Origin of the sequence: Erysipelothrix sp. P66 (genome assembly GCF_038682365.1) — a bacterium.
In the GTDB taxonomy this organism is placed as follows: domain Bacteria; phylum Bacillota_I; class Bacilli_A; order Erysipelotrichales; family Erysipelotrichaceae; genus Erysipelothrix; species Erysipelothrix piscisicarius.
The window spans coordinates 1,129,827-1,149,235 of sequence record NZ_CP152290.1; the positions used below are offsets into that span (position 1 = coordinate 1,129,827).

9 protein-coding genes, 6 rRNA genes and 1 other annotated feature (1 of these 16 only partly in view) are annotated in these 19,409 nt (G+C 42.7%); of the genes, 2 read left to right on the forward strand and 13 right to left on the reverse strand.

Features of this window, described 5'->3' with window-relative positions; all coding sequences use genetic code 11:
- Positions 1–102: 102 nt before the first annotated feature.
- The 10 genes from rrf (AAG186_RS05480) to AAG186_RS05525 all read right to left on the reverse strand — a co-directional run bounded on the left by rrf (AAG186_RS05480) (position 103) and on the right by AAG186_RS05525 (position 13,046).
- Positions 103–216, reverse strand: a 5S ribosomal RNA gene (gene rrf / locus AAG186_RS05480).
- Positions 217–292: 76 nt separating this feature from the next.
- Positions 293–3,190, reverse strand: a 23S ribosomal RNA gene (locus AAG186_RS05485).
- Between the two features lie 306 nt (positions 3,191–3,496).
- Positions 3,497–5,035: ribosomal RNA gene (locus tag AAG186_RS05490) — 16S ribosomal RNA — on the reverse strand.
- A gap of 483 nt (positions 5,036–5,518) precedes the next feature.
- Positions 5,519–5,632: ribosomal RNA gene (gene rrf / locus AAG186_RS05495) — 5S ribosomal RNA — on the reverse strand.
- Between the two features lie 76 nt (positions 5,633–5,708).
- Positions 5,709–8,606: ribosomal RNA gene (locus tag AAG186_RS05500) — 23S ribosomal RNA — on the reverse strand.
- A 307-nt stretch (positions 8,607–8,913) separates the two neighbouring features.
- Positions 8,914–10,452 (reverse strand): 16S ribosomal RNA (locus AAG186_RS05505).
- Together the 16S, 23S and 5S rRNA genes form the textbook arrangement of a ribosomal RNA operon.
- 171 nt (positions 10,453–10,623) lie before the next feature.
- Positions 10,624–11,157, reverse strand: coding sequence for a DUF402 domain-containing protein (locus AAG186_RS05510; RefSeq protein ID WP_342621374.1), 534 nt, complete (start codon positions 11,155–11,157; stop codon positions 10,624–10,626).
- Positions 11,158–11,198: 41 nt separating this feature from the next.
- Positions 11,199–11,750, reverse strand: coding sequence for an energy-coupled thiamine transporter ThiT (locus AAG186_RS05515; protein ID WP_125164344.1), 552 nt, complete (start codon positions 11,748–11,750; stop codon positions 11,199–11,201).
- 82 nt (positions 11,751–11,832) lie between these two features.
- Complete coding sequence (locus tag AAG186_RS05520; RefSeq protein WP_161637491.1) at positions 11,833–12,522, reverse strand: hypothetical protein; 690 nt, start codon at positions 12,520–12,522, stop codon at positions 11,833–11,835.
- A gap of 35 nt (positions 12,523–12,557) precedes the next feature.
- Complete coding sequence (locus AAG186_RS05525; RefSeq protein WP_342621375.1) at positions 12,558–13,046, reverse strand: phosphatidylglycerophosphatase A; 489 nt, start codon at positions 13,044–13,046, stop codon at positions 12,558–12,560.
- Positions 13,047–13,182: 136 nt separating this feature from the next.
- Here AAG186_RS05525 and AAG186_RS05530 point away from each other — a divergent pair, with 136 nt between their 5' ends.
- Both AAG186_RS05530 and AAG186_RS05535 read left to right on the forward strand, forming a co-directional pair.
- Positions 13,183–14,652 (forward strand): carboxypeptidase M32, encoded by a 1,470-nt coding sequence (locus tag AAG186_RS05530; RefSeq protein ID WP_342621376.1) that lies wholly within the window; start codon positions 13,183–13,185, stop codon positions 14,650–14,652.
- A 57-nt stretch (positions 14,653–14,709) separates the two neighbouring features.
- Positions 14,710–15,321, forward strand: coding sequence for a superoxide dismutase (locus AAG186_RS05535; RefSeq protein ID WP_161637488.1), 612 nt, complete (start codon positions 14,710–14,712; stop codon positions 15,319–15,321).
- Between the two features lie 101 nt (positions 15,322–15,422).
- Here AAG186_RS05535 and AAG186_RS05540 read toward each other — a convergent pair whose 3' ends face one another.
- The 3 genes from AAG186_RS05540 to ileS are packed head-to-tail and all read right to left on the reverse strand — an operon-like array spanning position 15,423 to position 19,300.
- Positions 15,423–15,860: a GNAT family N-acetyltransferase gene (locus AAG186_RS05540; RefSeq protein ID WP_161637487.1), complete on the reverse strand. Its 438-nt coding sequence runs from the start codon at positions 15,858–15,860 to the stop codon at positions 15,423–15,425.
- Between the two features lie 9 nt (positions 15,861–15,869).
- A complete protein-coding gene (locus tag AAG186_RS05545) occupies positions 15,870–16,577 on the reverse strand; it encodes an RNA methyltransferase (protein WP_125164339.1) in 708 nt (235 codons plus the stop codon).
- Positions 16,578–16,579: 2 nt separating this feature from the next.
- Complete coding sequence (gene ileS / locus AAG186_RS05550; protein WP_200542966.1) at positions 16,580–19,300, reverse strand: isoleucine--tRNA ligase; 2,721 nt, start codon at positions 19,298–19,300, stop codon at positions 16,580–16,582.
- 33 nt (positions 19,301–19,333) lie between these two features.
- Positions 19,334–19,409 (reverse strand) — a binding site (T-box leader) (it continues 130 nt past the right edge of the window).

Below are 19,409 nucleotides of genomic sequence, written 5' to 3' on the forward strand. Positions count from 1 at the left end.
CCTTATTTTAAAGAAGCAACGTTTAATAGATTTCATCGTAAATGCATCGCGTGTTGCATGGAGATGCATAAAAAAAAGACACTCTAAATAGAGTGTCAAATTACCTGGCGATGAACTATCTTCACTAGCGCTTGGCTAGATATTGTCGCCGCTAAAGTGCTTAACTTCTGTGTTCGAGATGGGAACAGGTGTGACCACTTCGCTAAAACCACCAGATCTTAGTGCTTTAGAGAGATGAACTCTCAAAACTGAATAACAGAAATTTGATCTTTTTCGAATCGTTGTATCTTTTGTGATTAAAACCTCGACCTATTAGTATCAGTCAGCTCCACATATCACTATGCTTCCACCTCTGACCTATCAACCTGATCGTCTCTCAGGGGTCTTACTACTTACGTATGGGAAATCTCATCTTGGAGTTGGCTTCGTGCTTAGATGCTTTCAGCGCTTATCCAGTCCATACTTAGCTACCCAGCGATGCCCTTGGCAGAACAACTGGTACACCAGCGGTATGTCCATCCCGGTCCTCTCGTACTAGGGACAGCGCTCCTCAAATTTCCTACGCCCACAACAGATAGGGACCGAACTGTCTCACGACGTTCTGAACCCAGCTCGCGTACCGCTTTAATGGGCGGACAGCCCAACCCTTGGAACCTAATTCAGCTCCAGGATGCGATGAGCCGACATCGAGGTGCCAAACCTCGCCGTCGATGTGAACTCTTGGGCGAGATTAGCCTGTTATCCCCAGGGTAGCTTTTATCCGTTAAGCGACGGCCCTTCCACGCGGAACCGCCGGATCACTAAGCCCGACTTTCGTCCCTGCTCGACTTGTAGGTCTCGCAGTCAAGCACCCTTCTGCCTTTACGCTCGTCGATTGATTTCCAACCAATCTGAGGGTACCTTTGGGCGCCTCCGTTACTCTTTAGGAGGCGACCGCCCCAGTCAAACTGCCCACCTGACACTCTCCCGGTACCGGATCACGGTACGCGGTTAGAACTTCAAACATACAAGAGTGGTATCCCAATGGCGACTCCACATATACTAGCGTACATGCTTCATAGTCTCCCACCTATCCTGTACATGTAGGCTCAAAGTTCAATATCAAGCTACAGTAAAGCTCCATGGGGTCTTTCCGTCTAGTTGCGGGTAACCGGCATCTTTACCGGTACTAAGATTTCACCGAGTCTGCTGCCGAGACAGCGCCCAAATCGTTACACCTTTCGTGCGGGTCGGAACTTACCCGACAAGGAATTTCGCTACCTTAGGACCGTTATAGTTACGGCCGCCGTTCACTGGGGCTTCAGTTCAATGCTTCGAACGAATTCTAACATATTCCCTTAACCTTCCAGCACCGGGCAGGTGTCACCCCCTATACTTCGTCTTGCGACTTTGCAGAGAGCTGTGTTTTAGTTAAACAGTCGCTTGGGCCTCTTCACTGCGGCTCTTACGAGCACCCCTTCTCCCGAAGTTACGGGGTCATTTTGCCGAGTTCCTTGGCAACAGTTCTCTCGCTCACCTTAGGATTCTCTCCTTGCCTACCTGTGTCGGTTTTGGTACGGGCCAATACATAATTAACGCTAGAAACTTTTCTTGAGAGCTGGCATCAGTTACTTCGCTACTTCCTCACGGGTTCACTCCTCATAACGCCTTTGCTTTGCATGGCGGATTTGCCTACCATACAGCTCCTTCGCTTAAACCAGCACTTCCAGTCGCTGGCTTAACCTAGCCTTCTCTGTCATTCCTTCACTTATGTATCGGGTACAGGAATATCAACCTGTTGTCCATCGACTACGCTTTTCAGCCTCATCTTAGGTCCCGACTTACCCAGGGAGGACGAGCCTTCCCCTGGAAACCTTAGGCAATCGGTGTGTCAGATTCTCACTGACATCTCGCTACTCACACCGGCATTCTCACTTCTATACACTCCACTGCTCCTTACGGTACAGCTTCAACGCAGTATAGAACGCTCCCCTACCATTTATTGAAACAATAAATCCATAGTTTCGGTATCATACTTAGCCCCGGTACATTTTCGGCGCAGGGTCACTCGACTAGTGAGCTGTTACGCACTCTTTAAAGGATGGCTGCTTCTGAGCCAACCTCCTAGTTGTCTGTGCATCCCCACATCCTTTTCCACTTAGCATGAATTTTGGGACCTTAACTGATGGTCTGGGCTGTTTCCCTTTCGACTACGGACCTTATCACCCATAGTCTGACTGCCAACTACTATCCACTGGCATTCGGAGTTTGATTATATTCAGTACCCCGAGATGGGGCCATCATACATTCAGTGCTCTACCTCCAGTGGCCTTACATTGACGCTAGCCCTAAAGCTATTTCGGGGAGAACCAGCTATATCTGAGTTCGATTGGAATTTCTCCGCTAGCCACAACTCATCCGCCAGCTTTTCAACGATGGTCGGTTCGGTCCTCCATTTGGTTTCACCCAAACTTCAACCTGGTCATGGCTAGATCACTCAGTTTCGGGTCTACCACAATGTACTATATCGCCCTATTAAGACTCGCTTTCGCTTCGGCTCCGTCTCTTCAACTTAACCTCGCACATTATGAGTAACTCGCCGGTTCATTCTACAAAAGGCACGCCATCACCCATTAACGGGCTCTGACTTCTTGTAAGCATACGGTTTCAGGATCTATTTCACTCCGCTTCCGCGGTTCTTTTCACCTTTCCCTCACGGTACTGGTTCACTATCGGTCACTAAGGAGTATTTAGCCTTACCGGGTGGTCCCGGTTGATTCCGACAAGGTTTCACGTGCCTCGCCGTACTCAGGATACCACTAGAGTATCTTACGCTTTCGTCTACAGGGTTTGCACCTTCTTTGACTGGCCTTTCAATGCCATTCGACTAGCTTCGATATCCCACGTTGTGGTCCTACTACCCCATCACGAAGATGGTTTGGGCTTTTCCCGTTTCGCTCGCCACTACTCAGGGAATCACTTTTGTTTTCTTTTCCTCTTGCTACTAAGATGTTTCAGTTCGCAAGGTTGCCTCATCATAAACTATGTATTCATTTATGTGTAATACTGCATAACCAGTATTGGGTTTCCCCATTCGGATACCCCCGGATCGTTGTGTACGTACCACTCCCCGAGGCATTTCGCTGTTAGTCGCGTCCTTCATCAGCTCTTAGTGCCTAGGCATCCACCGTACGCCCTTACATATTTAATCACATGTAATTTCGCGCCCTAATTCTTAAAATCAGGTTTTTTTACGCTTATCGCTTGATAAGCTGTGTGTTTGCTTTGATTGCTTACTTAATTGCTTAAGTTACTGTTTTTGTTTAACTTGATGTAAATCTAGTTTTATACAACTATTCGAAAAGATCATGTTGATAACATTTATTTCTTTGTCTATCTCTTTTTCTTTTCTGTTATTCAGTTTTCAAAGATCATTTTTCTTGAGATTCCAACGGACTCTCAAAACTAAACAGGAAACTTTAGGTGTCAACTTCACGTCTTTCTAATTACTCCTTAGAAAGGAGGTGATCCATCCCCACCTTCCGGTAGGGATACCTTGTTACGACTTAACCCCAATCATCGATCCTACCTTCGACGGCTCCCTCCTAGTAAACTAGGTTAGGCCACCGGCTTCGGGTATTACCAACTCTCATGGTTTGACGGGCGGTGTGTACAAGGCCCGAGAACGTATTCACCGCGGCATTCTGATCCGCGATTACTAGCGATTCCGACTTCATGGAGTCGAGTTGCAGACTCCAATCCGAACTGAGACGTACTTTCTGAGATTCGCTCCGCATCGCTGCTTCGCTGCCCTCTGTATACGCCATTGTAGTACGTGTGTAGCCCAGATCATAAGGGGCATGATGATTTGACGTCATCCCCACCTTCCTCCGGTTTATCACCGGCAGTCTCTTTAGAGTCCCCAACTTAATGCTGGTAACTAAAGACAAGGGTTGCGCTCGTTGCGGGACTTAACCCAACATCTCACGACACGAGCTGACGACAACCATGCACCACCTGTATCCGCCATAACTATTACACATCTCTGTGCTTTTGCGCGGTATGTCAAGACCTGGTAAGGTTCTTCGCGTTGCTTCGAATTAAACCACATACTCCACCGCTTGTGCGGGCCCCCGTCAATTCCTTTGAGTTTTACGCTTGCGCGCATACTCCCCAGGCGGGATACTTATTGCGTTAACTACAGCACTGAATTTCTCCAACACTTAGTATCCATCGTTTACGGCGTGGACTACTAGGGTATCTAATCCTATTTGCTCCCCACGCTTTCGAGCCTCAGCGTCAGTTACAGGCCAGTTAGCCGCCTTCGCCACTGGTGTTCCTCCATATATCTACGCATTTTACCGCTACACATGGAATTCCACTAACCTCTCCTGCACTCTAGTCTACCAGTTTCTATGGCATCACGGGGTTAAGCCCCGAACTTTAACCATAAACTTGATAAACCGCCTGCGCTCCCTTTACGCCCAATAATTCCGGATAACGCTTGCCACCTACGTATTACCGCGGCTGCTGGCACGTAGTTAGCCGTGGCTTTCTGGTAAGGTACCGTCATATAAGAAGCATTCCCTCTTCCTATCGTTCTTCCCTTACAACAGAGCTTTACAACCCGAAGGCCGTCTTCACTCACGCGGCGTTGCTCGGTCAGGGTTTCCCCCATTGCCGAAAATTCCCTACTGCTGCCTCCCGTAGGAGTCTGGGCCGTGTCTCAGTCCCAGTGTGGCCGGTCACCCTCTCAGGTCGGCTACGCATCATCGTCTTGGTAAGCCGTTACCTTACCAACTAACTAATGCGCCATAAGCCCATCTCGTTGTGATGTATCCCATCTTTAATTAATCTAAGATGTCTTAGATTAACGTATCCGGTATTAGCAGAAGTTTCCCTCTGTTATCCCAGGCATCGAGGCAGGTTGCTTATGTATTACTCACCCGTTCGCCACTAAGTTCCAAGGAGCAAGCTCCTCTTCACTTCGTTCGACTTGCATGTATTAGGCACGCCGCCAGCGTTCATCCTGAGCCAGGATCAAACTCTCCATTTGATTCTTTCTCTTTTTAACTCTGACGAGTTTTGTTTATTTATTTATCCGTATTTCTTTTTGAAATTGACGTTTCCTGTTTAGTTTTCAAAGACCATTTTCTGCACTCGGTTTCCCTTAGCGCTTGTATATAATACCACCCTCTTTATCCACCGTCAACACTATTTTCACTTTATTTTGACATTTCTTCTTTTTTTAGGTCTTTTCCGCCTTTTCGTGATTTTCACGGTTCATTCCACCCGTTTTTACCCCGTTTTTGATTCATTCCTCAGCCCTTTTATCTGCATTTTAATCGATAATTTCGTGATGTTTCTTTCGTGGATCCATACTTTCGAGGCTTTAGTTCATCGAAAACAGACCGACTTTCTACGCATTTATTTTCATCCTTATTTTAAAGAAGCAACGTTTAATAGATTTCATCGTAAATGCATCGCGTGTTGCATGGAGATATATAAAAAAAAGACACTCTAAATAGAGTGTCAAATTACCTGGCGATGAACTATCTTCACTAGCGCTTGGCTAGATATTGTCGCCGCTAAAGTGCTTAACTTCTGTGTTCGAGATGGGAACAGGTGTGACCACTTCGCTAAAACCACCAGATCTTAGTGCTTTAGAGAGATGAACTCTCAAAACTGAATAACAGAAATTTGATCTTTTTCGAATCGTTGTATCTTTTGTGATTAAAACCTCGACCTATTAGTATCAGTCAGCTCCACATATCACTATGCTTCCACCTCTGACCTATCAACCTGATCGTCTCTCAGGGGTCTTACTACTTACGTATGGGAAATCTCATCTTGGAGTTGGCTTCGTGCTTAGATGCTTTCAGCGCTTATCCAGTCCATACTTAGCTACCCAGCGATGCCCTTGGCAGAACAACTGGTACACCAGCGGTATGTCCATCCCGGTCCTCTCGTACTAGGGACAGCGCTCCTCAAATTTCCTACGCCCACAACAGATAGGGACCGAACTGTCTCACGACGTTCTGAACCCAGCTCGCGTACCGCTTTAATGGGCGGACAGCCCAACCCTTGGAACCTAATTCAGCTCCAGGATGCGATGAGCCGACATCGAGGTGCCAAACCTCGCCGTCGATGTGAACTCTTGGGCGAGATTAGCCTGTTATCCCCAGGGTAGCTTTTATCCGTTAAGCGACGGCCCTTCCACGCGGAACCGCCGGATCACTAAGCCCGACTTTCGTCCCTGCTCGACTTGTAGGTCTCGCAGTCAAGCACCCTTCTGCCTTTACGCTCGTCGATTGATTTCCAACCAATCTGAGGGTACCTTTGGGCGCCTCCGTTACTCTTTAGGAGGCGACCGCCCCAGTCAAACTGCCCACCTGACACTCTCCCGGTACCGGATCACGGTACGCGGTTAGAACTTCAAACATACAAGAGTGGTATCCCAATGGCGACTCCACATATACTAGCGTACATGCTTCATAGTCTCCCACCTATCCTGTACATGTAGGCTCAAAGTTCAATATCAAGCTACAGTAAAGCTCCATGGGGTCTTTCCGTCTAGTTGCGGGTAACCGGCATCTTTACCGGTACTAAGATTTCACCGAGTCTGCTGCCGAGACAGCGCCCAAATCGTTACACCTTTCGTGCGGGTCGGAACTTACCCGACAAGGAATTTCGCTACCTTAGGACCGTTATAGTTACGGCCGCCGTTCACTGGGGCTTCAGTTCAATGCTTCGAACGAATTCTAACATATTCCCTTAACCTTCCAGCACCGGGCAGGTGTCACCCCCTATACTTCGTCTTGCGACTTTGCAGAGAGCTGTGTTTTAGTTAAACAGTCGCTTGGGCCTCTTCACTGCGGCTCTTACGAGCACCCCTTCTCCCGAAGTTACGGGGTCATTTTGCCGAGTTCCTTGGCAACAGTTCTCTCGCTCACCTTAGGATTCTCTCCTTGCCTACCTGTGTCGGTTTTGGTACGGGCCAATACATAATTAACGCTAGAAACTTTTCTTGAGAGCTGGCATCAGTTACTTCGCTACTTCCTCACGGGTTCACTCCTCATAACGCCTTTGCTTTGCATGGCGGATTTGCCTACCATACAGCTCCTTCGCTTAAACCAGCACTTCCAGTCGCTGGCTTAACCTAGCCTTCTCTGTCATTCCTTCACTTATGTATCGGGTACAGGAATATCAACCTGTTGTCCATCGACTACGCTTTTCAGCCTCATCTTAGGTCCCGACTTACCCAGGGAGGACGAGCCTTCCCCTGGAAACCTTAGGCAATCGGTGTGTCAGATTCTCACTGACATCTCGCTACTCACACCGGCATTCTCACTTCTATACACTCCACTGCTCCTTACGGTACAGCTTCAACGCAGTATAGAACGCTCCCCTACCATTTATTGAAACAATAAATCCATAGTTTCGGTATCATACTTAGCCCCGGTACATTTTCGGCGCAGGGTCACTCGACTAGTGAGCTGTTACGCACTCTTTAAAGGATGGCTGCTTCTGAGCCAACCTCCTAGTTGTCTGTGCATCCCCACATCCTTTTCCACTTAGCATGAATTTTGGGACCTTAACTGATGGTCTGGGCTGTTTCCCTTTCGACTACGGACCTTATCACCCATAGTCTGACTGCCAACTACTATCCACTGGCATTCGGAGTTTGATTATATTCAGTACCCCGAGATGGGGCCATCATACATTCAGTGCTCTACCTCCAGTGGCCTTACATTGACGCTAGCCCTAAAGCTATTTCGGGGAGAACCAGCTATATCTGAGTTCGATTGGAATTTCTCCGCTAGCCACAACTCATCCGCCAGCTTTTCAACGATGGTCGGTTCGGTCCTCCATTTGGTTTCACCCAAACTTCAACCTGGTCATGGCTAGATCACTCAGTTTCGGGTCTACCACAATGTACTATATCGCCCTATTAAGACTCGCTTTCGCTTCGGCTCCGTCTCTTCAACTTAACCTCGCACATTATGAGTAACTCGCCGGTTCATTCTACAAAAGGCACGCCATCACCCATTAACGGGCTCTGACTTCTTGTAAGCATACGGTTTCAGGATCTATTTCACTCCGCTTCCGCGGTTCTTTTCACCTTTCCCTCACGGTACTGGTTCACTATCGGTCACTAAGGAGTATTTAGCCTTACCGGGTGGTCCCGGTTGATTCCGACAAGGTTTCACGTGCCTCGCCGTACTCAGGATACCACTAGAGTATCTTACGCTTTCGTCTACAGGGTTTGCACCTTCTTTGACTGGCCTTTCAATGCCATTCGACTAGCTTCGATATCCCACGTTGTGGTCCTACTACCCCATCACGAAGATGGTTTGGGCTTTTCCCGTTTCGCTCGCCACTACTCAGGGAATCACTTTTGTTTTCTTTTCCTCTTGCTACTAAGATGTTTCAGTTCGCAAGGTTGCCTCATCATAAACTATGTATTCATTTATGTGTAATACTGCATAACCAGTATTGGGTTTCCCCATTCGGATACCCCCGGATCGTTGTGTACGTACCACTCCCCGAGGCATTTCGCTGTTAGTCGCGTCCTTCATCAGCTCTTAGTGCCTAGGCATCCACCGTACGCCCTTACATATTTAATCACATGTAATTTCGCGCCCTAATTCTTAAAATCAGGTTTTTTTTACGCTTATCGCTTGATAAGCTGTGTGTTTGCTTTGATTGCTTACTTAATTGCTTAAGTTACTGTTTTTGTTTAACTTGATGTAAATCTAGTTTTATACAACTATTCGAAAAGATCATGTTGATAACATTTATTTCTTTGTCTATCTCTTTTTCTTTTCTGTTATTCAGTTTTCAAAGATCATTTTTCTTGAGATTCCAACGGACTCTCAAAACTAAACAGGAAACTTTAGGTGTCAACTTCACGTCTTTCTAATTACTCCTTAGAAAGGAGGTGATCCATCCCCACCTTCCGGTAGGGATACCTTGTTACGACTTAACCCCAATCATCGATCCTACCTTCGACGGCTCCCTCCTAGTAAACTAGGTTAGGCCACCGGCTTCGGGTATTACCAACTCTCATGGTTTGACGGGCGGTGTGTACAAGGCCCGAGAACGTATTCACCGCGGCATTCTGATCCGCGATTACTAGCGATTCCGACTTCATGGAGTCGAGTTGCAGACTCCAATCCGAACTGAGACGTACTTTCTGAGATTCGCTCCGCATCGCTGCTTCGCTGCCCTCTGTATACGCCATTGTAGTACGTGTGTAGCCCAGATCATAAGGGGCATGATGATTTGACGTCATCCCCACCTTCCTCCGGTTTATCACCGGCAGTCTCTTTAGAGTCCCCAACTTAATGCTGGTAACTAAAGACAAGGGTTGCGCTCGTTGCGGGACTTAACCCAACATCTCACGACACGAGCTGACGACAACCATGCACCACCTGTATCCGCCATAACTATTACACATCTCTGTGCTTTTGCGCGGTATGTCAAGACCTGGTAAGGTTCTTCGCGTTGCTTCGAATTAAACCACATACTCCACCGCTTGTGCGGGCCCCCGTCAATTCCTTTGAGTTTTACGCTTGCGCGCATACTCCCCAGGCGGGATACTTATTGCGTTAACTACAGCACTGAATTTCTCCAACACTTAGTATCCATCGTTTACGGCGTGGACTACTAGGGTATCTAATCCTATTTGCTCCCCACGCTTTCGAGCCTCAGCGTCAGTTACAGGCCAGTTAGCCGCCTTCGCCACTGGTGTTCCTCCATATATCTACGCATTTTACCGCTACACATGGAATTCCACTAACCTCTCCTGCACTCTAGTCTACCAGTTTCTATGGCATCACGGGGTTAAGCCCCGAACTTTAACCATAAACTTGATAAACCGCCTGCGCTCCCTTTACGCCCAATAATTCCGGATAACGCTTGCCACCTACGTATTACCGCGGCTGCTGGCACGTAGTTAGCCGTGGCTTTCTGGTAAGGTACCGTCATATAAGAAGCATTCCCTCTTCCTATCGTTCTTCCCTTACAACAGAGCTTTACAACCCGAAGGCCGTCTTCACTCACGCGGCGTTGCTCGGTCAGGGTTTCCCCCATTGCCGAAAATTCCCTACTGCTGCCTCCCGTAGGAGTCTGGGCCGTGTCTCAGTCCCAGTGTGGCCGGTCACCCTCTCAGGTCGGCTACGCATCATCGTCTTGGTAAGCCGTTACCTTACCAACTAACTAATGCGCCATAAGCCCATCTCGTTGTGATGTATCCCATCTTTAATTAATCTAAGATGTCTTAGATTAACGTATCCGGTATTAGCAGAAGTTTCCCTCTGTTATCCCAGGCATCGAGGCAGGTTGCTTATGTATTACTCACCCGTTCGCCACTAAGTTCCAAGGAGCAAGCTCCTCTTCACTTCGTTCGACTTGCATGTATTAGGCACGCCGCCAGCGTTCATCCTGAGCCAGGATCAAACTCTCCATTTGATTCTTTCTCTTTTTAACTCTGACGAGTTTTGTTTATTTATTTATCCGTATTTCTTTTTGAAATTGACGTTTCCTGTTTAGTTTTCAAAGACCATTTTCTGCACTCGGTTTCCCTTAGCGCTTGTATATAATATCCCACATCTATAGATTTGTCAAATGTTTTATGGATTTTTATTTAAATTCTTTTACCGTTAAATATTTATCGAAATATCTATAGATTTCTTCTTCGTTAAATGGATAACTTTTGTTCTTTACCTGTTCGACCAAACGGTCTTTCTCTTCGACTACAACATCAATAATTTCTTGCGAATAATTCATTAATACTTGATGCTCTTCAAACTCATCTTCATCTAGAACAATATATTTTCCATCTGGAAAAACCTTAACATCCAGATCGTAGTCTATATTCTTAAGACCCTCTTCATCGAACACACTTGGTGAAGCAAGATTACAATAATAATATACACCCTTATTACGAATCATCGAAATAACATTATACCAACGATTTAAGTAATAGAAACAAATTGCTGGTTCACGGGTAAACCATCTTCTTCCATCAGACTCAACAACCCAGGTTTTGTATGTTATTAGCACAATTTTTTCTGAATCGACATCGAGCACCGTTCCACTTGACCATGTTCGATGGAGTGATCCATCGTGTTTATAACTTTGAATATAAATTACTTCTCCAATTTTTGGTAACATAACTACACTTCCCATCCTTTAACATTATACACAATATTATCCTAATTTCTATTCTTAATTGAAGTTCGTGGCGTTAACAAAGCATTCATTTTAGGTAGAATCGCTAAAATGAATGCGAATGATATGATTGTAGTTGGAACCATATAAGTTGCGTTATATGAAACAACTCCGAGTAGGACATTCCCACGATAAAACTCAGCATAGAATAAAAGCCCTGAAATTGTATGGATTATGAATCTTAATATATTTGAAACGATGACACCAAACGGTAGGGATAGATCGTGGACTTTGAGATTCGGAATGAGACCGGCGATTGAGTAGGCAGAATACGCAAAAATGTAATCAAATAGAAATTGAATCCAGTGAACCACCATGGGCGTTTTGATCATAAATTTTACGACAAAGGATAAAATTGCTACACAGAGCGATTTTTTAAACCCTAATTGATAACTTGCGATTATTAAAACAATGATACTTAGAGAAATAGAGCCACCTTGTGGCAATTTCAAAACATCAAACGTAACCGTAATATACTCCAAAACTGAGAAAAGTGCTGCATACATTGATATTGTTACAAGATCTTTAGTTTTCATTTAAGTCACCTCAATACTTTAGAATCGTTGAATTAAAACATCCTTTCTTATTATATATTTTACAAGCAAAATAAAAAAGAGGTTAAAGTACCTCTCTTAAATAATCAATAAAATCTCGGTATTTGACCCCGTAAAGTGTCTGCCCATCCAATTGCTCATAAAGAAGCAGTTTAGAATTAAATACCAAATCATAAATACGAGTATAATTGGGGACAATATCCAGATACGTCATCACCGACTTATCCTTTAGACAGGCAGTCTTTCGAATAACATGATGGTCAAGTGTAGCATACGCAAACTTGGCCTCAAATAATTCTAAGACATCGCCGACTAAAATTAAGGTAGCATTTAGATCATAAAAATCGGTGAATACAGAATGGGTTCCATAAGGAAAATCTAAATCCGTCGGTCTTCCGAAATAACGACTAAATTTACCGGCAGTCGCTATCATCAAACTCGGGTGTGTTGCATAAATGCATTCTTGTTGAAGTGTCATGAGTTGCATCATTTTACCACTTGAGAGAACAAGACGTTCTTGATTTGAGATGTAGGGAACCATATCCTTAACAAGTACATCCGAATTGAACTCGCAATCACCAAATACACAAACAGTTCCATCTTTCATATGACTTTGGATTCTATCCAGAATAATTTTTGAGTAAAACGGGTCAAATCCATCGCTTTCATGAACAAGAACCAGCCCATCTTTCTCTACTTCCAAGCGTTTTAAAAGTTTTTCTACAGTTAGAGCAACGTCATTTGAAGAATACACAGATAACACCACCTTTTCTTTTATGAGTTATTACGTTATTGCTTTGTATTACTTTCTTGATGTTGACTGTGAGCTAATTTGCTCGCAGCTGATGCAGCAATTGCTCCTACAATATCATCTAAAAATGTATTACACTGCCCATTGTTATGATCATTGAGTGCACCAATTATTCCAGGTTTTACTTTATCAATATAGCCATAATTCGTGAGTGCAATTGATCCATAAAGGTTACAAATTCCATAGGCGAGTACTTCATCGATGCCGTAGAGACCTTCATCACGATGTATGATGTCCTCAATCGTTTCACCACCGAAGTTTTTATTTTCGACGGAAATATCAATATTAATACCTGTTATTAACGCATGCTGAACTTCTCGCTTATTCAAAACACTGTTCACTATCGAGTGGATGTCAACCGAATCGATATCTTCGAAATAGTCCTTTTGGAGAAAAACAACACATTCGATAATATCTGAAATTTCAACGCCACGACTGTTTAACATTTCAACGCATTTATCATACATAATGAACCCTCCCATATATAGATTTATTATACATGACTTTTGTCATAAAAAAACAGAAATGGATGCAAGCTTTGTTATTTATTTCATTTTATCACTGCTTGCGGTACAATATAAGGAATAATTAGGAGGTCACTATATGACATATGAAGTATTACTCGATAAATTGAATAGTTTAAACCTTGCAATAACAACAATGAGTTTTGACGCACTCACCATTGCTCCAAGAAATGGTGCAGCTTTTCGAAATAAGGCCCTATCGATTCTCTCAGGCGAATATTTTGAGCTACTTACCGATCCAACAACCTATCAGATTTTGAAGGAAAATGAAAATCATGATAACCCAATTATCGCTGAAAGTGCAAAAACACAATTACGTCAGCTCGATAAAATTAAAAACATTCCATCTGCTGAGTATATTGCATTTGATAAATTAAAATATGACTCACAACAATCATGGCAAGATGCTCGTGAAAAAGGCGACTACAGTCTTTTTAAAAACGATCTTGATGCACTCATTGCCGGTCAAAAAAGCGCCATTCGTCATCGCGAATCAAGTTTAAGCATCTATGAATCATGCTTAGATGATTATGAAGACGGGTTGCGTGAAGCGCATGTTGAAGGTTTTTTCAATAAACTAGAGCAAAAACTTGTCCCATTTATCGATAGAGTCATTAAAGCCCAAGGTCCAAAACCTGCGTTTTTAACCGCAACGGTAACAACCCATGAGCAAGATCTCATTTCAAATCTAATCAAAGATCATATGGGATATGATGCATCCTTTGGTTACATGGGACATGCTGCGCATCCCTTCAGCAGTACGTTCTCAATTAACGACTCTCGTATCACAACACATTATTACGAAAATGATTTCACCTCAAATATTTTTTCAATCATCCATGAAATCGGTCATTCAATGTATAATCACCAAGTCAATATTGAATTTGAAGGCTATCCGATTGCGGATAGTATGAGTATGAGTCTTCACGAATCACAATCACGTTTAATGGAAAATATGATTGGAAGAAGCAAATCGTTTTGGACACCACTGTATCCAAAGCTTCAAGCAATTATTCCCCATATATTAAATGATGTGGACCTCGATACATTTATAAAAGGAATTAATTATGTAGAAAAAGGCTTTATCCGAGTAGAAGCTGATGAACTCACTTACCCGCTTCACATCATGGTTCGCTATAATACCGAAAAAGAGATTTTCAATCATAATCACAGCGCTGAGGGACTTGATCAATATTTCGCAGATCAAATGACACAATTACTTGGAATTACCCCTGAAAATCCAAGCAATGGAATTCTTCAAGATGTACATTGGAGCGATGCCTCATTTGGGTATTTCCCAACCTACGCACTTGGTACAGCATACGCTGCTCAATTCATGAAGAAAATGCAAGAGGACGTAAATGTTGATGAGGCACTGTTAGACGGTAGAATGGACCTTATATTCCAATGGCTACGTGACCACATTCATCAATACGGCGGTATGTACGATACACAAACAATAATCAAGAACGTAACCAACGAACCCTTCAACCCTGATTACTACATTGATTATCTCATCGAAAAGTATTCTGCACTTCTAGGCATTTAGTTAGACCATCCCCTTCATCTTTGTTACAATTTACTTATAAATAGAGGAGGACTTACGATGACTTATAAATTACCCGAACTTTCATATGAATTTAATGCATTAGAACCACAAATCGATGCAAAAACAATGGAAATTCATTACACAAAGCATCATCAAACATATATTACAAACTTAAATACAGCACTTGAGAAGCACCCAGAATTGGAGCAAGAATCATTAACAAACCTAATTGAGAACTTAAACAATGTCCCAGCAGACATTCGTACAGCGGTTCAAAACAATGGTGGTGGTCATTTAAACCATACAATGTTTTGGGAATTCTTATCCCCTCAAAAAGGTCAAGAACCTGGTGAAGCGCTCATGAATGCAATTAATAAAGATTTTGGTTCGTTTGAAGCATTTAAAGAATCATTTTCAAATGCGGCAAAAACACGCTTCGGTAGTGGATGGGCTTGGTTAGTGTTGGATGAAACCAAATCACTTAAAGTCGTTTCAACGGCAAATCAAGATAACCCTATTTCAGAAGGGTTAACACCTATTTTAGGTCTTGATGTTTGGGAACATGCATATTATCTTAATTATCAAAACCGTCGTCCTGATTATATCAATAGTTTCTTTGAAATTATTAATTGGGAAAAAGTAAATCAATTGTACACAGACAATAAATAAGCTTACTAAAAGCACCACACAAACGACTCAATGTGTGGTGCTTTTATAAAAAACTGCAGGAATTGAGAGAATCAATAAGATCTCCGTTCCTGCAGTTTTTTTTATCGGTCTAGAATCATTTGTTCGTATCCCAAAAACTCAAATCCTAAACGTTCATATAATTTTTTCGCGCCTTTATTGCTTGGCGTTACCTCAAGTCTAAAGCGCACTACATCGGGAAACGCATCCATCAAAATGGATAACGCCTCAGTTCCAAGACCTTGACCCCGATATGCATCTTCAACAGACAACTCTTCCACCCACAACTGCAAGCCCCCAACTTCAGTTGAGAACATAATTGAGCTTAAGAGGTATCCACAGACTTTACCATCTTCGACTAAAAACCAGCCAAAGCAGTCGTTTTCTTTAATGATGTGCTTAAAGTTTCGCGTAAACAATTCAAAATCTGGTTCTCCAAAACATGCGGGACTTGTAAGAAATTTGGTTGCAAGTTCTACATATAATGGTAAATCAGAATCCGTAAACGATCTTAATTCCATGGTTCCTCCCTATTTTCGAAGCGTGTAACAGATTATTGCTGTTGCAATCGCAACGTTTAGTGATTCAAACTGTGATGTTTCAATCTTAACCGTACCATCACACAAGTCCACGATTGAATCAGATACACCGCTTCCTTCGGAACCCATCACAACCGCAATTGGATGGGTTTGGATATCTTGTAAATTGTGCGTATTCTCGCCGAGATAACTTGCAAATACAGGTACCTCCCACGATTTTATTTGAGTGATTGCCATTGCCAAGGACATTCGAATGACTGGAATATGAAATATCGATCCTTGAGTTGAACGAATCACTTTATGATTAAATTCATCGACGCAGGTTTCAGACACAATAACTGCGTCGAACCCAAAACTGTGCGCTGTGCGAATAATCGTACCAAGATTCCCCGGATCTTGAATGCCATCACAAATTAAATAGCGTTCAGATTTTTTTAATTCATAATGAGGTTTCGAAATCACCGCAAATTGCGAAGATCCCGATACCGTATTGGAGAGCTTATGAGCGATGTGTTCCGTAATTTGAATATCATTATTTTCAGATAATCCTACTGTTTTCTTTACAATTCCAGCCGTTTCAGCCTCTTGTATAAGATGCTCTCCCTCGATCAATACTTCATTATATTCATCCCGATACTTCTTCTTATTCAATTTAGCACAGTGTTTGATGAAATCATTTTGAAGTGATGTAATGATCATATCTACGCCTTGACAACATTATGACAACGAAGACAAAGTTCATCTTCACCCACAACATCAACAATATTCCAACAGCGTGGACATGTATGACCTTCCACTTTATCAACAGCGATTTCAAATCCCATAACGTCTGTTAATGCATCTTCTACAAGTTCTAGTTTTGACACGATAAACCATTGTGCATCATGTTTGCCGAGAATATCTCGCACACGACCTGCGTTTTCATCATCAAGATGAAGACGCACATGGGCTTCCAAGGATTTACCAATAATCTTCTCTGCCCGTTTTTCTTCAAGTGCTTTGAAAACAGCTTCACGTAATTTTAAGAGCGAATCCATTTCCACAACCTCTTCACTTGAAAGAACTGGATCAACCAATTGACTAAACGCTTGAAGGTGAATACTCTCATCCTCAGGTCTAAAGACACGATTCAATTCTTCAGTTGTATGAACAAGAATCGGTGCCATAATTCGTGAATAAATCATCAATGCGTGGTAAATAACAGTTTGGATTTCACGGCGAGCACGGTCGTCTTCTTTTTCAATATAAAGAATATCTTTGGTATAGTCTAGATAATAGGATGACATCATATTTGTTAATGAACTAACAACTGCTGTTGTAACTTTTTGATAGTCAAAGGCTTTATATGCCTCTTGTGCTTCTTTATTAACACGAATTACTTCGTTTAGAACATAACGGTTTAACAATGACAATTCTTCGATGGCAATACCATCTGTCTCAATATCAAAGTTCGCAAGGTTTCCGTGCATAAATCTAAATGTATTTCGAATCTTACGGTAAGATTCAGATACTTGTTTCAATAAGTCTTGGGACATTTTGATATCAGAATGGTAATCTACACTTGCAACCCAAAGGCGTAAAATATCTGCTCCTAAAGTCTCTGTAATTGCTTGAGGACTTAAAGCATTCCCTTTTGATTTACTCATTTTTTCACCGTCATCATGCATAATAAATCCATGACTTACAACTTGTTTGTATGGGGCAAAACCATAGAGGGCCACTGAAATAATAAGTGATGAATTAAACCAACCTCGGTATTGATCAGAACCTTCTGCATAAACATCAACAGGAAGTGGTGTTTTACAGTGATTTAGTGCTGCCGTATGTGAAGATCCAGAATCAAACCAAACATCCATGATATCCGTTTCTTTCTTAAATGTACCATTAGGTGAATTTGGATGAGTATAACCTTCTGGCAGTAAATCAATTGCTTCACGCTCAAACCATACATTGGTACCAAATTGTTCAACTAAGTCTGCTACATGATCAAAAACATCTTGTTCAATAATTGGTGTTCCATCTTCAGCGTAGAAAATTGGAATTGGAACGCCCCAAACACGTTGACGTGAAATACACCAGTCACCACGGTCTGCAATCATATTATGCATGCGTTTTTGACCCCATTTAGGTGTCCATTCCACCTTTTCAATTTCATCCAATACATTTTGACGTACGGAGTCAATGGATGCAAACCATTGTGTTGTTGCACGATAGATAATTGGTTTTTTTGTTCTCCAATCATGTGCATAACTATGTTTAATCCATCCCATTTTTAATAAAGCACCCAAGGATTCAAGTTTCATGGTTACGGCTTTATTTGCATCTTCAAAGAACAATCCCGCAAATTCACCAGTAACTTCAGTTAAAACACCTTGTTCGTTGACAGGACTGATTGGTTTAATACCGTAAAGTGCACAAACATTAAAGTCATCAACCCCATGGTCAGGCGCTGTATGAACACAACCGGTACCCGCTTCATCCGTTACATGATCACCATTTAATACAGGTGACAAACGGTCATAAAGCGGATGCTGTGTTGTTACACCTTCAATATCGCGTCCTTTAAAACGTTTTAAAATTTCGCCCTGTTCAAGTTCTAATTCTTTAAGTGCGGATTCCATAAGTGTTTCCATAAACACCATATTACCCTTCTCAGTTTTAACTAGAACATAATCCATGTTTGCATTAACAGAGATTGCAAGGTTTGCTGGAATGGTCCAAGGCGTCGTTGTCCAAATAACCATCTTATCGCCTGCGTCCAATACGCCTTTACCATCAACAACGTCAAATGCGACAAAAATTGCAGGGTCACGACGTTCACGGTATTCAATTTCCGCTTCAGCGAGTGCTGATTCACTGGATGGTGACCAATATACCGGTTTTAATCCTTTATAAATCATCCCTTTCATCGCCATTTCCGCAAATACACGAATTTGTGTTGCTTCGAAATCCTTATTAAGGGTCAAATAAGGGTTCTTATAATCACCAATTTTACCCAACGATTTAAAATCAGCCATTTGAATCGCCACTTGCTCATGAGCATACTTCTCACAAAGTGCTCTGAATTCATAAATCGGCATTTCTTTGCGATTGACACCTAATTTTTGAATTGCGTTTTCAATAGGCAACCCGTGTGTATCCCAACCTGGTCTAAATGGTGTTTGATAACCTGCCATAAATTTGGTACGAATAATTAAATCTTTTTGAATACCATTCAAAGCATGACCAATATGGATGTTTCCATTTGCATAAGGAGGACCATCATGCACGGTAAAAAGTGGTGCGCCCTCGCGCACTTCTTGCATTCGTTCATACAAGTTCATTTTATCCCAATCTGCTTGAATTCCAGGTTCTTTTTTATTAAGATTTCCTCTCATTTCAAAATCTGTTTTGGGTAATAACAGTGTGTCTTTGTAGTTCATATTTTTGCTCCTAACATATAAAAAAGACGCCCTCATAAGGGCGTCTTCAACGCGGTACCACCTTAATTTACAGAGTAATCTGTAATCTCAATACGTTAACGCCGTAGTA

Excerpts from the sequence above, each read along its gene's own strand:
- AAG186_RS05510 (WP_342621374.1), bottom strand. The coding sequence starts at position 11,157 with ATGTTACCAAAAATTGGAGAAGTAATTTATATTCAAAGTTATAAACAC.
- AAG186_RS05515 (WP_125164344.1), bottom strand. The coding sequence starts at position 11,750 with ATGAAAACTAAAGATCTTGTAACAATATCAATGTATGCAGCACTTTTC.
- AAG186_RS05525 (WP_342621375.1), bottom strand. The coding sequence starts at position 13,046 with ATGTATGATAAATGCGTTGAAATGTTAAACAGTCGTGGCGTTGAAATT.
- AAG186_RS05530 (WP_342621376.1), top strand. The coding sequence starts at position 13,183 with ATGACATATGAAGTATTACTCGATAAATTGAATAGTTTAAACCTTGCA.
- AAG186_RS05535 (WP_161637488.1), top strand. The coding sequence starts at position 14,710 with ATGACTTATAAATTACCCGAACTTTCATATGAATTTAATGCATTAGAA.
- AAG186_RS05540 (WP_161637487.1), bottom strand. The coding sequence starts at position 15,860 with ATGGAATTAAGATCGTTTACGGATTCTGATTTACCATTATATGTAGAA.
- AAG186_RS05545 (WP_125164339.1), bottom strand. The coding sequence starts at position 16,577 with ATGATCATTACATCACTTCAAAATGATTTCATCAAACACTGTGCTAAA.
- ileS (WP_200542966.1), bottom strand. The coding sequence starts at position 19,300 with ATGAACTACAAAGACACACTGTTATTACCCAAAACAGATTTTGAAATG.